Origin of the sequence: Amycolatopsis sp. (genome assembly GCF_035276945.1) — a bacterium.
Lineage (GTDB): Bacteria > Actinomycetota > Actinomycetes > Mycobacteriales > Pseudonocardiaceae > Amycolatopsis_E.
Genome location: NZ_DATELF010000127.1, coordinates 1 through 12,998, shown reverse-complemented (window position 1 = coordinate 12,998; position 12,998 = coordinate 1). Strand labels below are relative to the sequence as shown.

Annotated in this window: 12 protein-coding genes, 1 rRNA gene and 1 pseudogene; 12 read left to right on the top strand and 2 right to left on the bottom strand. The window is 72.1% G+C overall.

What is annotated here, in order from left to right; all coding sequences use genetic code 11:
• From rrf to VJT49_RS22980, 9 genes are all read left to right on the top strand, one after another.
• Window positions 1-80: ribosomal RNA gene (gene rrf, locus VJT49_RS35605) — 5S ribosomal RNA — on the top strand; the annotation flags it as partial.
• Between the two features lie 100 nt (window positions 81-180).
• A complete protein-coding gene (locus VJT49_RS23015) occupies window positions 181-2,166 on the top strand; it encodes a hypothetical protein (RefSeq protein WP_324166971.1) in 1,986 nt (661 codons plus the stop codon).
• On the top strand, window positions 2,159-3,160 hold the full coding sequence (locus VJT49_RS23010; RefSeq protein WP_324166970.1) for an HAD-IIA family hydrolase: 1,002 nt from the start codon (window positions 2,159-2,161) through the stop codon (window positions 3,158-3,160). Before VJT49_RS23015 ends, VJT49_RS23010 begins: the two co-directional genes overlap by 8 nt.
• Before the next feature lie 25 nt (window positions 3,161-3,185).
• Window positions 3,186-3,353, top strand: coding sequence for a hypothetical protein (locus VJT49_RS23005; protein WP_324166969.1), 168 nt, complete (start codon window positions 3,186-3,188; stop codon window positions 3,351-3,353).
• A gap of 3 nt (window positions 3,354-3,356) precedes the next feature.
• The gene (locus VJT49_RS23000) at window positions 3,357-4,157 is read left to right on the top strand and encodes a TlyA family RNA methyltransferase (protein WP_324166968.1); all 801 of its coding nucleotides are present in this window, start codon (window positions 3,357-3,359) and stop codon (window positions 4,155-4,157) included.
• The gene (locus VJT49_RS22995) at window positions 4,157-5,056 is read left to right on the top strand and encodes an NAD kinase (RefSeq protein WP_324166967.1); all 900 of its coding nucleotides are present in this window, start codon (window positions 4,157-4,159) and stop codon (window positions 5,054-5,056) included. The genes VJT49_RS23000 and VJT49_RS22995 overlap by 1 nt, the downstream gene beginning before the upstream one ends.
• Before the next feature lie 62 nt (window positions 5,057-5,118).
• Complete coding sequence (gene recN / locus VJT49_RS22990) at window positions 5,119-6,912, top strand: DNA repair protein RecN (RefSeq protein ID WP_324166972.1); 1,794 nt, start codon at window positions 5,119-5,121, stop codon at window positions 6,910-6,912.
• A 135-nt stretch (window positions 6,913-7,047) separates the two neighbouring features.
• Window positions 7,048-8,232, top strand: coding sequence for a putative cytokinetic ring protein SteA (steA, locus tag VJT49_RS22985; RefSeq protein ID WP_324166966.1), 1,185 nt, complete (start codon window positions 7,048-7,050; stop codon window positions 8,230-8,232).
• Window positions 8,229-9,170, top strand: coding sequence for a copper transporter (locus VJT49_RS22980; RefSeq protein ID WP_324166965.1), 942 nt, complete (start codon window positions 8,229-8,231; stop codon window positions 9,168-9,170). Before steA ends, VJT49_RS22980 begins: the two co-directional genes overlap by 4 nt.
• A gap of 76 nt (window positions 9,171-9,246) precedes the next feature.
• On the opposite strand, the gene VJT49_RS22975 is transcribed toward VJT49_RS22980, so the two are convergent.
• Window positions 9,247-10,110 (bottom strand): TIGR03621 family F420-dependent LLM class oxidoreductase, encoded by an 864-nt coding sequence (locus VJT49_RS22975; protein ID WP_324166964.1) that lies wholly within the window; start codon window positions 10,108-10,110, stop codon window positions 9,247-9,249.
• Between the two features lie 292 nt (window positions 10,111-10,402).
• On the opposite strand from VJT49_RS22975, the gene VJT49_RS22970 reads away from it, so the two are divergent.
• Window positions 10,403-10,879 (top strand): LLM class flavin-dependent oxidoreductase, encoded by a 477-nt coding sequence (locus tag VJT49_RS22970; protein ID WP_324166963.1) that lies wholly within the window; start codon window positions 10,403-10,405, stop codon window positions 10,877-10,879.
• Entirely contained in the window at window positions 10,876-11,103 is a 228-nt protein-coding gene (locus VJT49_RS22965; protein WP_324166962.1) for a hypothetical protein, read from the top strand. The genes VJT49_RS22970 and VJT49_RS22965 overlap by 4 nt, the downstream gene beginning before the upstream one ends.
• On the opposite strand, the gene aroA is transcribed toward VJT49_RS22965, so the two are convergent.
• Window positions 11,100-12,377: a 3-phosphoshikimate 1-carboxyvinyltransferase gene (gene aroA, locus VJT49_RS22960; RefSeq protein WP_324166961.1), complete on the bottom strand. Its 1,278-nt coding sequence runs from the start codon at window positions 12,375-12,377 to the stop codon at window positions 11,100-11,102. The genes VJT49_RS22965 and aroA overlap by 4 nt on opposite strands.
• Window positions 12,378-12,495: 118 nt before the next feature.
• Between aroA and VJT49_RS22955 the strand changes: the two are divergent.
• Window positions 12,496-12,998: pseudogene (locus tag VJT49_RS22955) on the top strand (CTP synthase); the annotation flags it as partial.

The following is a 12,998-nucleotide window of genomic DNA, read 5'->3' as shown; positions in this document are numbered from 1 at the left end:
TCCCGAACCCGGAAGCTAAGCCCACCAGCGCCGATGGTACTGCACCCGCCAGGGTGTGGGAGACTAGGACACCACCGAACACCCCTTCCAAAGGGCCCGCTAGGATAGCCAATCGGCCACCCTAGCGGGCCCTTTGCGCATGCCCACACATATTCGATCTCAAGAAGCTAGGAGGATCAGGTGGCGGAGTTCGGTCGGCGCGACGAAGACGCCTCGTCTGCGTCTGATGTCCCGCGCCGCGGTTCCGGCTCCGGCCAGGGTCGCTCAGGCGCTCCGAGGGGCGACAAACGAGGTTACTCCGGCGGGAAGCCGGACAAGTTCGGCCGCGACCGCGGAGGTGACCGGTCGTGGCGCGAGAACCGTGACGGTGGACGGTCCGGGGATTTCGACCGCCGGGACCGCCGGCGCGGAGGTGACGACGACCGCCGGTACCCGCCTCGAGAGGATCGGCGTTACCCGGCTCGCGGGGACAACCGCGCGGAAGGTCGCCGTGGTGACCGGCCCGCCTGGGAACACCGGGACAGGCCTCAGTGGAACAAGGACCAGTGGAGCAAGGACCGGGGTGCTCCTCGTGGCGCCCGCCGGGACGGCGGTTTCCGCGACGATCGTCGTGGTGGTCCGCGTGACGACCGGCGCGGCGGCTACCGGGACGAGCAGCGTGGGCAGCGTGGTCCCTGGAACGAGCGCCGGTACACGGGCAATCGCGACGAACGGCGTGGCGGCCACCAGGAAGACAGGTCCTATCGGGGCCAGCGCGACGACCGGCGAGGCAGCGGCCGTGGCGAGCGGCGGTTCGACGGCGACCGGGCCGACCGTGGCGAGCGGCGGAACGGCGGTGACCGGGCCGATCGTGGCGAGCGGCGATACGGCGGCGACCGGGCTGACCGTGGCGAGCGTGGCGAGCGGCGGTACGACAGCGACCGCGGCAGCCGCGAAGACCGGCGTTACAGCGACCGCGATGACCGGCGCCACGGCGGCGGCCGTGACGATCGGCGCTATTCGGCCGGGCGGGATGACCGGCGTTTCAGCGGTGGCAGGGACGACCGCGGTTACGGCCGCCCACGCGAAGACCGGCCGTCCAGCGGGTCCTACGGTGGTCCTCGGGACGATCGGCGCCGGGGTGGCTACCGGGACGAGCAGCGTGGGCAGCGTGGTCCCCGGGACGAGCGCCGGTACACGGGCAACCAGGACGAACGGCGTGGCGGCTACCGGGAGGACCGCCCGTATCGTGGCGCACGCGACGATCGGCCGCCGGCCGCATCCCGGGACGACCGGCGCGACGCTTTCCGGGACGACCGGCGTGAGGCGATCCACGACGAACCGCGCACCGGCGCCCGGGACGAACAGCAGGCGGGCACCCCGGATCAGCGGCGTGGGCCGGCGAAAGAAGGCCGCCGGGAGCATGACGACCGCAGGCCTTCGACCAAACGGGAGGTCCGCAAATCCCAGGTCAAGCCGAACCTGCCGCTCGACGACGAGTCGCTGGCCAAGGAACTCCTTTCCGCCCCCGAACTGCCCGAGGACATCGACTTCGCCGACCTCGACGAGGAAGCCCGCCGCGAGCTGCGCACCCTCCCGAAGGCACTGGCCGAGACGGTCGGCAAGCATCTCGTGGCGGCCGGCGGGCTGGTGGACGTCGATCCCGAAGCGGCGTTGAAGCACGCGAGGTACGCCAAGGCCAAAGCCGCGCGTGTCCCGATCGTGCGTGAGGCGCTGGGCCTGGTTTCCTACCACGCGGGTAACTGGGCGGAAGCGCTTTCCGAGCTTCGCGCGGTCCGGCGGATGACCAGGACGGACAATCATGTCGCGGTGATCGCCGACGCCGAGCGCGCCCTCGGCAGGCCCGAGCGTGCGCTCGACCTGGTCAAGGAAGCGGCGGGCCGGCCGTTGCCGCGTGACGTGGAGGTCGAGCTTCGCATCGTCGCCGCGGGTGCACGGCGTGATCTCGGGCAACTCGACGCGGCCGTCGTGTCGTTGCAGGGCGCGGACCTCAACCCCACCAAGCGGGATCCGTGGAGCGCGCGCCTGTTCTATGCCTACGCGGACAACCTCGCCGCCGCGGGTCGCCGGGACGAGGCCGTCAAGTGGTTCCTCCACGCCGCCGAGGCCGACGAGAACGAGGAAACCGACGCCGCCGACCGCGCCGCGGAACTATCCAGTGGCTGAGGCGCTCCAGGCCGGTTACGACGCGGTGCTGCTCGACCTGGATGGCACGGTCTACCAGGGCTCCCGGCCGATCCCTGGCGCGGCGGAGGCGGTGTGCGGCCTGCGCGAACGGCGGATCGGGGTCCGGTTCGTCACCAACAACGCCTCCAAGGCACCCGAGGACGTCGTCGAGCACCTGCGCGGGCTCGGGATCGACGCCGAACCGGCCGAGGTGAGCACCAGCGCGCAGGCGGCGGCGAGCCTCCTGCGCGGCCGGCTCGCCCCGGGTGCGACCGTGGTGGTCGTCGGCGCCCCGGCGCTGGAGGCCGAGGTCGCGGCCGCGGGACTGCGGCCGGTACGCAAGGCTGAGGAAGAGGTCGCCGCCGTCGTCCAGGGCCACTGGACCGAGACCGGGTGGCGCGACCTGGCCGAGGCCTGCGTGGCGATCAGGGCAGGCGCTCTGTGGGTGGCGTGCAACGTGGACGCCACCCTTCCGACCGAGCGCGGTGAATTGCCCGGCAACGGCTCGATGGTGGCCGTGCTGCGGACCGCCACCAGGACCGAGCCGGTCGTCGCCGGCAAGCCCGAAGCGCCGCTGTTCCTCACCGCGGTGTCCTCGGCGGGCGCGAGCAAGGCGCTGGCGGTCGGCGACCGGCTGGACACCGACATCGCCGGGGCCGTGGCCGCGGGGCTGGATTCCCTGGCCGTGCTCACCGGCGTCGCGACCCCCGCCGCCCTGCTGTCCGCCGTGCCGGCCGAGCGTCCGACCTATCTCGGCGCGGACCTGTCCTCGCTCGCCTTCTCCGCCGACGAACTGCGGATCGGCCCCAGGCAGGACTGGCGGGTGCGGTCCGGCGACGGCACGCTGACCGTTTCGGCCCACGGATCGCCGGACAGTCTCGACCTGCTGCGCGCCCTCTGCCATGTCGCCTGGGAAACGGGCGTGACGGCCGTGCGCGCCGCGGACGAGCGAGCCGCGTCGGCGTTGGCGGGCCTGGGGCTCACACCGTCCTGAGCCGGAATCCGTTAGCGTTGTAGGGGTGCACGAAGAAACCGATTCGCAGCCCACCGACCCGCGCGCCGGGATCGACGAGGCGATGGCCGGGCTCGACGACCTGGACCGGTTGCCGCTCGCCTTGCACGTCGGGCGGTTCGACGCGGTGCACACCGAGTTGACGGCCGCGCTTTCCCGGATCGACAGGGTCTGACCGATGCCCAGGAGGGCGCGGCTCGACGCCGAACTCGTGCGCCGGGGTCTCGCGCGGTCCCGCGAGCACGCGAGCACACTGATCAGCGAGGGCAAGGTCATCGTCCGCGGCATGGTCGCGAGCAAGTCTGCCACCGGAGTCGAGGCCGACGCGGCCATCGTGGTGCGCGGCGGCGACGATCCCGGATGGGCCTCCCGCGGTGCGTACAAGTTGCTCGGCGCGCTGGAGGCGTTCGAAGACCTGACCGTGGCGGGCAAGCGTTGCCTCGACGCGGGCGCGTCGACGGGCGGCTTCACGGATGTCCTGCTCAGGCGCGGCGCCCGCACCGTCGTCGCCGTGGACGTGGGCCGGGGGCTGCTCGACTGGCGGCTCCAGACCGACGAGCGGGTGGTCGTGCTGGACAGGACGAACGTGCGGAACCTGACCCCGGACCAGATCGGCGGGCAGGTCGATCTCGTCGTCGGGGACCTGTCGTTCATTTCCCTGCGCCTGGTCCTGCCGGCGCTGGCGGCGTGCGCGCTGCCCGGCGCCGACCTGGTCCCCATGGTCAAACCGCAGTTCGAGGTCGGCAAGCACCGGCTCGGCAGCGGGGGTGTGGTCCGGGACCCACAGCTGCGGGCGGCAGCCGTCCTGGATGTGCTGGCCGCGGCGGAGCGGTTCGGGCTCTACACGCACGGGGTGGTCGCAAGTCCGTTGCCCGGGCCTTCCGGCAACGTCGAGTACTTCGTGCGGCTTCGCCGGGATCCATCCACTTTGGACAGGGTGGCGCTGGTCCTGGACGCGGTCGGGAAAGGACCCCAGTGATGTCAGACCGCGAGGTGCTGCTCGTCGTGCACCCCGACCGCGAGACGATCCGCGAGGCGACACACAAGGTGGCCACCAAGTTCGCCAACGCCGGAATCGGCATACGTGTCGTCGATGAGGAGGTCTGCGAGCTGATCGAGGGAGGCAACGGCGCGGGGCTGTGCCGGATGGTCGAGCCGCACGACCACCCCGCGAGGGGGGCCGAACTGGTGCTCGTGCTCGGCGGCGACGGGACCCTGCTGCGCGCGGCCGAACTGGCCCGCCCGGTCGGTGTCCCCGTACTCGGGGTCAACCTGGGCCGGGTCGGCTTCCTGACCGAAGCCGACTCGGACGCGCTGGAGGACACCGTGCACCGGGTGGTCGAGCGTGACTACCAGGTCGAGGAGCGGATGACGGTCGAGGTCACGGTGACCGTCGATGGGAACCTCGTGGCCGAGGAATGGGCGCTCAACGAGGCGAGCGTGGAGAAGAGCTCCCGCGAGCGGATCCTCGATGTGCTGATCGAGGTGGACGGCAGGCCGGTGTCGGCGTTCGGGTGCGACGGGGTGCTCTGCGCAACCCCGACCGGTTCGACCGCCTACGCATTCTCCGCGGGCGGGCCGATCATCTGGCCGGATGTCGAGGCGCTGCTGGTGGTGCCGAGCAACGCGCACGCCATGTTCGCCCGCCCGCTGGTGGTCTCCCGCGAGTCGGTGATCACGGTGGAGATCGACCCGCACGGCTCCTCGGCGATCCTGACCTGCGACGGCCTGCGGCATATCGCGTTGCCCAGGGGCGCCCGGGTCGAGGTCGTGTCCGGCCGGGTTCCGGTGCGGCTGGCCCGCCTGTGGCCGGGCCCGTTCACCGACCGCCTGGTACACAAGTTCTCGCTGCCCGTGAAGAGCTGGCGCCAGCGCTGACACAGGGAGTTTTCGCACCGCGGCCTCCCACAATGTCGGTGGCTGCCGCTACGGTGGGTGCCGTGCTGGCCGAGATGCGCATCCAGGGCCTTGGCGTGATCGAGGACGCCCTGCTCGAACTGCACCCGGGCTTCACGGTGGTCACGGGTGAGACCGGCGCGGGCAAGTCGATGGTGGTCGGCGGGCTGCACCTGCTCTCCGGCGGCCGCTCGGAAGCCTCGAAGGTCCGCAACGGGAAGGGCAGGGCCACCGTCGAGGGGCGGTTCGAGGGCGTGCTCGCCGAGCATGCCGCCCGGATCGTGGCCGACGCGGGCGGGGAGATCGACGAGGATGGCGCCTTGATCGCCCTCCGGTCGGTGGGCGCGGACGGGCGTTCCCGGGCCCATCTGGGGGGCCGCTCGGTGCCGGTGAGCGTGTTGTCCGACCTGGCCGACCGGCTGCTCGCGGTGCACGGCCAGAACGACCAGTTGCGGCTGCTGCGCCCGTCCGAGCAGCGCGAGGTGCTGGACCGGTTCGCCGCGGGCGCGGTGGCCGTACCGCTGAAGGCCTACCGGGAGACCAGGCAGGAGTGGCTGGCCGTGGTCACCGAACTGGCCGAGCGGTCGAGCCGTTCGCGCGAGCTGGCGCAGCAGGCCGACCTGCTGCGCCACGGCCTGGCCGAGATCGCCGCGGTGGATCCGCAACCGGGGGAGGACGCCGAGCTGGCCGAGCAGATCAAGCGCCTGGCCGCCGCGGACGAGCTGCGCACGGCGGCGAGCTCGGCACAGGCGGCGGTGGCCGGCGCCCCGGATGGCGACCCGGACCTGCCGGGGGCGCTGGGCCTGGTGGGGGAGGCGCGGCGGCGGCTGTCGACGGCAGAGGACTCGGTGCTGCGGGAGCTGGAGCCGCGGCTGGCCGAGGCCGAGGTGCTGCTCGCCGACGTGGGTGCGGAGCTGGCCGGGTACCTGGAGTCCCTGGACGCCGATCCGGAACGGCTCGAGCAGGTCCTGGCCCGCCAGTCCGAGCTGAAGAAACTGACCAGGAAGTACGCGGCGGACTCCGACGGCGTGCTCGCCTGGGCGGAGGACGCCAGGGCACGCTTGTCCACTATGGACACTTCGGAGGAGGCGCTGGCCGAACTGGCCGCCCGCCGGGACGGGCTGGCCGGGCGGCTGGGTGGCCAGGCCGCCGAGTTGTCCCGGGCTCGCACGGTCGCGGCGGCCGAGCTCGCCAGGGCGATCACCGCGGAGCTGGCCGGCCTGGCCATGGGCCAGGCCGAGCTCGACGTGACCGTGCGGCGGCGCCCGGCCGAGGAGTCGGACGCGCACGGCCTTTCCGTCGACGGTGAGCTGGTGCACGCCGGTCCCGACGGTGTGGACGAGGTGGAGCTGGTGTTGCGGGCTCACCCGGCCGCCCCGCCGCTGCCGGTGCACAAGGCCGCGTCCGGCGGCGAGCTGTCGAGGGTCATGCTCGCCATCGAGGTGGTGCTCGCCCATGCCGACACCGTTCAGACGCTGGTGTTCGACGAAGTGGACGCCGGGGTCGGGGGCCGGGCGGCGGTGGAGGTCGGGCGCAGGCTGGCCCGGCTCGCGCGCAGCCACCAGGTGCTGGTGGTGACCCACCTGCCGCAGGTGGCCGCGTTCGCCGACCGGCATCTGGTGGTGGACAAGGGCACCGCGGCCGGGGTGACGCGCAGTGACGTGCGGACCCTGGTGCCTGCCGAGCGGGTGGAGGAGCTGGCCCGGATGCTGGCCGGCATGGACGGCACGGAAACCGGGCGCGCCCACGCCGAGGAACTTCTCGCCGCGGCGGAGGCGGACAAGAGGAAGGCCGGTCCGGCGGGCAAAACGCGTGAACGGCGTTCGCGAAAGGCCTGATCACTGTGTTTGTCGAGGCGCTGATCTCCCGTTTCGCATAACGCTCACTGATCGGGGTGATCAACGGAGGAAAGATGAACGTCAAGTCCGCGTGTTGACTGCGCCATTCGGGGTTGGTTTGTCACTATCGGCGGCATGAAGCTCACCGGTCTGCTCACGGGAAACACCGACAACCGGCCCGGCATCACCGGCGTGGCCCGGGTGGACCGGCGGATCCGGGAGTTGCTGCGCCGGGTCGGGCCAGGTGACATCGTGGTGCTCGACCAGATCGACCTCGACCGCCCGACCGCTGACGCCCTGGTCGAGGCCGAGGTGCGGGCCGTGATCAACGCGGCCCCGTCGATCTCGGGGCGATTTCCCAACCTCGGCCCGGAAGCGCTCGTGGCGGCGGGCATCCCGCTCATCGACGAGGTCGGCGGCGAGGTGCTCCGGAAGCTCAAGGACGGCAGCCGTGTCCGCCTGCACGAGGGCGCGGTGTATCAGGGCGGGCGTCTGATCGCCCAGGGGGTGGAGCAGACCCCGGAGAGCGTCGCCGACCAGATGATCGAGGCGAAGGCCGGGATGTCGGCCCAGCTGGAAGCCTTTTCCGCGAACACGATCGAGTTTCTGCGCCGGGAACGGACCCTCATCCTCGACGGGGTCGGTGTGCCGGACGTCCGGGTCTCGCTGCGCGACCGGCACGCGCTCGTGGTGGCCGCCGGCCAGGGGCACGCCGCGGACCTCAAGGCACTCAAGAACTACATCGCCGAGCATCGCCCGGTCCTGATCGGCGTCGACGGCGCGGCGGACACGCTGCGCAAGATGGGGTACCGGCCCGATATCATCGTCGGGGACCCGCAGGGGATCGACCCCGAAACGCTCAAGGCGAGCGGCGAGGTGGTCGTGCCGGCCCAGCCGGACGGGCACGCCCCGGGCGTCGAGCGTATCCAGGACCTGGGGATCGGCGCGGTGACCTTCCCGGCCGCCGGAAACCCGGAGGATCTCGCGCTGCTGATCGCGGACCGGCATCAGGCGAGCCTCGTGGTCACCGTCGGATTCCAGGCCACGCTGCGGGAGTTCCTCGACCACGGCCGGTCCGGCTCGAACCCGTCCACCTTCCTCACCCGGCTCAAGCTCGGCACGAAACTCGTCGACGGCAAGGCGGTCGCGACCCTGCACTCCGGTGGCGTCCCGCTCGCCGCGGTGGTGCTGCTGGTGCTGGCCGTGCTGGTGGTCGTCGGGGCCGCGGTGCTGGTCTCCGACGCGGGCAGCGGCTACCTCGACTGGGCCAGGCACACCTGGACCGCGTTCACCGGCTGGCTGGGGGGAGTCTTCGGGTGATCTCGCCGCGATACCACGTCATTTCGATTTCGGCGGTCTTTCTCGCGCTGGCGGCGGGGGTGGTGCTCGGCTCGACCGCGTTGAGCGGTTCGCTGCTGTCCGGTCTTTCCGACGAAAAGGGGCAGCTGGCCGCCCAGGTGTCCGACCTGCAGGCGCAGCGGAACGCGTTGCGCGCGCGGCTGACCGACGCCGACACCTTCGCCGGCTCGGTCGGCCCGAAGGTCGTGACAAGGGCGCTCGACGGCCGGTCGGTCGTGCTGATCACCACCGCCGACGCCAGGCCCGCCGACCGGGACGCGCTCAGGCAGCTCATCGGCCAGGCCGGCGCCACGGTCACCGGAGAGCTCCAGCTGACCGACGCGTTCACCGATCCGGCCAGGTCCGACCAGTTGCGCACGCTGGTGACCCGGCTGCAGCCGGCCGGGTCGGTGCTCCCGGCCGCCGGTGATCCGGGCACGCTCGCCGGAGCGCTGGTCGGTTCGGCGCTGTTGCTGGACGGCCAGACCGCGCGTCCGCAGTCCTCGGCGGAGGAGCTGGCCGCCGCGATCGGCGGGCTCACCGACGGCGGCTTCGTCAAGGCCGGTCCGGACCTCGGTCCCGCCCAGCTCGCCGTCGTGCTCACCAGTGGCCAGGCCACCGGTTACGGGGCGGGCGACCGGGCGGCGACGCTGGCCCGGTTCGGGGCCCAGCTGGACCGGGCGGGGGCGGGGGCCGTGCTGGCGGGCGATGCGGACTCCGCGACGGGCAGCGGCGCGATCGGCGTGGTCAGGGCCGATACCTCGGCCACCTCCATTCTGTCCACTGTGGACGACGTGGACACGGCGGCGGGCCGGATCACCACCGTGCTCGCGCTGGCCGAACAGCTCGACGGCGGGGCCGGCCGGTACGGCATCGCGGGCAACGCGCAGGCGCCGGTCCCCGGTATGGCGGGCCGCTGACCTGGCGGGCGCCCCTGCGGCAGGGCGCCCGCCTCGTCCTGTGGCCCGACCGGCCCCGGCAGACCCGGCCCCGGTTTCAGCTGCCCGCGAGCCGCTCCACGACCGGGGCGGCCGCCTTCAGCGCGAACGCGTTGATCGTGACGTAGGAGATGCCGAAGGAGTCCCGGCGCCGCTTGAGGACGTCGATGGCCGTTCCGGTGTCGCCGTTGAGCACCGCGAGGAGCCGGTTGTCCGTGGCCAGGGAGGTGTCCACGCCGAAGTGCGCGACCCACGGCGGCAGGTCGCCGTCGCCGATGGCGAAAACGTTCGCGCTGAGCTCGAGGTCGTCGAAACGGTCCCCGGCCACCTCGCGGATCAGGTTCACCTTCGCGCCGAGATTTTCTTCGGCGTCGGCCTGGACCGCCACGATGTCGGCCTGACGGGCCGCGATGGAGAGCAGGCGGTCGCCACCCGCGGCGACCATGATCGGTGGTGCCGGCCGCTGGAGGGGCTGGAAGGCACCCAGCCCCTCCTTACCCGAGACGGCGTCGGTGAAGATGCCTCGGACCGCTTCGATGATCTCGCCGACCTTCGCCACGCGCTCGCCCGGCTTGCCGAACGGCACGCCCAGGACGCGGGCGTCGAGGTCGGCACCGGGACGCCCGGCGCCGAGCCCCAGTTCGAAGCGGCCTTGCGAGAGCTGGTCGATCGCGGCCGCGTCCCAGGCGATGGAGCCCGCCGTGCGCAGGGGTGCGGCCAGCACGAAATTGCCGACACGCAGGGTTTCGGTGGCGGCCGCGGCCGCGGCGAGATAGGGGAACGACGAGGGCACCGTGGTCGCGTCCGGCAGCAGGATCGTCGAAAAGCCCATGCTTTCGGCCTTTCTGGCCTGCGCGGTCCATTCCGCCGCCGAGTTCATCCCCGCGGCGACCAGCCCGAAACGAAAAACACGGTCAGCCATTTGCTCCTCCTGTGCCAAGTTGCCTCGCTCCAGCGATCTTGCTCCCGTCAGGTGTACGCCGTGGAACTCCGAGCGTGCAAGCGGAATCGGGAAAGGCGGCACGTCGGTTCAGCACCGTGCTGTCCGGGGGTGCAACCCGGGCAACCTCTCCGGAGGTTCGTCATGCATATCGGTGTCGGCCTGCTCATCTGCCGTCCCGAAACCCTGCTGACCTGGGCCGGGCGCGCCGGAGCCGGCCCGTTTCCGCACGCTCGGCCTGCTCGACCGGCTCGTCTACGGCAACCCCGAGCCGATGGTCACCCTCGCCGCGGTCGCCGGGGCCACCACGCGCATCCGCGTGCAGACCGAGGTGTTGCTCGCGCCGCCGCGGGACACGGCCCTGCTCGCCAAGCAGAGCGCGGCCCTCGACCGGATTTCCGGCGGCCGGTTCACGCTCGGCCCCGGTATCGGTGGCCGCGACGACGATTTCCTTGCCGCGGGGCGGGATCCACGCCGCCGCGGTCGCCGGCTCGACGAGCAGATGGCGATCATGCGGCGGATCTGGGCGGGGCGAGGGCGGCGGGCCGATCGGGCCTGCCCCGGCCCGGCCGGGTGGACCCGAGGTACTCTTCGGTGCGTTCCGGCCACCCGCCCTGGACCGGGTCGCGCTGGGGCGACGGCTTCTTCCGCGCCGCTTCACCCGACTACGCGGAAAGCCTTTTCCTGGCGGTGGGGAAGGCGCGGACGGAAGCAGGCCGGGACGGCGGGCCACGGATGGTGGCGCAGGTGAACGTCGCACTCGGATCCGAGTCCACTGTGGACGAGGCGCGCGCGGAAATCCTGGTCTACTACGGATTCAGCGGCGCCCATGCCGAACAGACCGCGGATGCTCACCACACCCCGGTCCGTCCGCGACGCGATCACCGCGTTCGGCGATCCGGGGCCGAGGAGATCATGCTCTGTTGCTGGTCCGCCGACCCCGGCCCGATCGACCGCCTGGCCGAGCCCGCCTAGAACATCGCCTGCCACGTATCGGCGAAGCCCGGGAACGTCTTGCCGACGGTCGCCGGGTTCTCGATCTCGATCCCGGGCACGCGCAGGGCCAGCACCGCGGCCGCCATCACCAAACGATGGTCGTCGTAGGTGCGGAACAGGCCACCGTGCAGGGGTGCCGGCGTGATTTCGAGGCCGTCCCCGGTCTCGGTGACCCGCGCACCGAGGCTGGACAGTTCGGTGGCGAGCGCGGCGAGCCGGTCGGTCTCGTGCCCGCGCAGGTGCGCCACCCCCGAGATGACGGACGGGCCGTCGGCAAAGCACAGCATGGCGGCGGCGACGGGGGTGAGCTCGCCGACCTCGTGCAGGTCCAGCCGCGCGCCGGAAATCCCGCCGGCGCCGGTGACGGTGAGGCCGTCGGCGTCGAGTTCGACGCGCTGTCCCAGTTCGGCCAGCAGGCCGCGCAGCCAGTCACCGGGTTGCGTGGTCTGCCCGGGCCAGCCCTCGATCCGGACTCGGCCGCCGGCCACGGCCGCGGCGGCGACGAACGGCGCCGCGGTCGAGAGATCGGGTTCGACGGTGTAGTCCGGGCAGGACAGCCGCGCGGGCGGCACGTGGAACTCGGTGCCGGACCGCTCGGGCGCGGCGCCGAAGCGGCGCAGCAGGTCCAGCGTCATCGCGATGTGCGGTTCGCTGGGCGGAGTGCCGCCGAGAAGCCGGACGGTCACGCCGGAGTCGAACGCCGGGGCCGCCAGCAGCAGGGCCGACAGGAACTGACTCGACGCGCTGGAATCCAGTTCGACCTTGCCGCCGGCGATCCCGCCGTGCCCGCGAACGGTGAACGGGGGCGCGCCCCGGCCGCCGTCGTCGATGTCGGCGCCGAGGTCGGACAGCGCGCGCAGCAGTGGTGCGATCGGCCGGCGCCGGATCGCCTCGTCCCCGTCGAAGAACACCGGGCGCGAGGAGAGCGCGGCCAGCGCCGGGGTGAACCGCGCGACCGTGCCCGCGTTGCCGAGCGCCACGGAAACCTCCCCGGTAAGTCCCGGCACGAGCGGCCGGACCAGCACGTTCTCGCCCTCCTGCGCCCAGGAGGCGTCGAGCGCGGACAACGCGCCGAGCATCAGCCGCGCGTCCCGCGAATCCAGTGGCTTGCGTACCAGCGTCGGCTCGGCGGCCAGCGCGGCGAGCACGTAGGCCCGGTTCGTGATCGACTTCGAGCCCGGCACCCGCACGGTGGCGTCCAGGGCGCCGTCCGCGGTGGGCGCGGCCCACGTGTCCGCTGTGTTTCCGGCCACCTTTCCCTCTCCTGTCTCCCGTAAACCTGCTGTGTCCATCGCGAACGTCTTGTGTCCATCGAACTACGCGGGCGCCGCCGGCGAGCGCCCGGGGGCGGGTGCGATAAGGTGGAAGCCCGTGGGACTTCAGCCGCGCACAGCAAAGTTCGTGTTCGTCACCGGAGGCGTCGCCTCTTCCCTGGGCAAGGGACTTACTGCTTCCAGCCTCGGTCAACTTCTTACCGCGCGTGGCCTCCGCGTCACGATGCAGAAGCTCGACCCGTATCTCAACGTGGACCCGGGCACGATGAACCCCTTCCAGCACGGCGAGGTGTTCGTCACCGAGGACGGCGCCGAGACCGACCTCGACGTCGGGCACTACGAACGGTTCCTCGACCGCGACCTGTCCCGCAACGCCAACGTCACCACCGGCCAGATCTACTCGGCCGTGATCGCCAAGGAGCGGCGTGGCGAGTACCTCGGCGACACCGTGCCGGTCATCCCGCACGTCACCAACGAGATCAAGTCGCGGATCCGGGCGATGGCCATGCCCGACGACGACTGCCGTACCCCGGACGTGGTGATCACCGAGGTGGGCGGGACGGTGGGCGACATCGAGTCGCTGCCGTTCCTGGAGGCGAT